The 485-nt window shown below is 56.0% G+C and carries 1 pseudogene; it reads right to left on the minus strand.

Features of this window, described 5'->3' with window-relative positions:
- A pseudogene (locus FDX22_RS15580) lies at nucleotides 1-485 on the minus strand (catalase-peroxidase); the annotation flags it as partial.

Here is a 485-nt window from a genome sequence, read left to right on the forward strand (position 1 = left end):
GGCAGAACGCGTGCTGCGGTGGCATTCACATCCCAGCCGCGCTGTGGATCCAGCGCCAGACGCGCACCGTTAGCGCCACCACGTTTGTCACCACCACGGAAAGTCGATGCGGAAGCCCACGCCACCGATACCAGCTCACTGACAGAAAGTCCGGAAGCTGCAATGGTCGCCTTCAGGTTAAGAATGTCTTCTTCGCTTGGGTTGAAGAACGCGTGCGGCAGCGGATCCTGCCAAATCAGATCTTCCTGCGGGACTTCTGGTCCAATGTAACGTGATTTTGGCCCCATATCCCTGTGCGTCAGCTTAAACCATGNTCGGCCCCATATCACGGTGCGTCAGTTTAAACCACGCACGGGCAAAGGCTTCGTTGAACGCCTGCGGATCGTTAAGGAAACGACGAGAGATCTTCTCGAACTCAGGATCAAAGCGCAAGGTCAGGTCGGTGACCAGCATTGTTGGCTTGCGTTTTTTCGACGGATCAAACG

This window comes from Citrobacter sp. TBCS-14 (genome assembly GCF_005280805.1).
In the GTDB taxonomy this organism is placed as follows: domain Bacteria; phylum Pseudomonadota; class Gammaproteobacteria; order Enterobacterales; family Enterobacteriaceae; genus Citrobacter; species Citrobacter gillenii.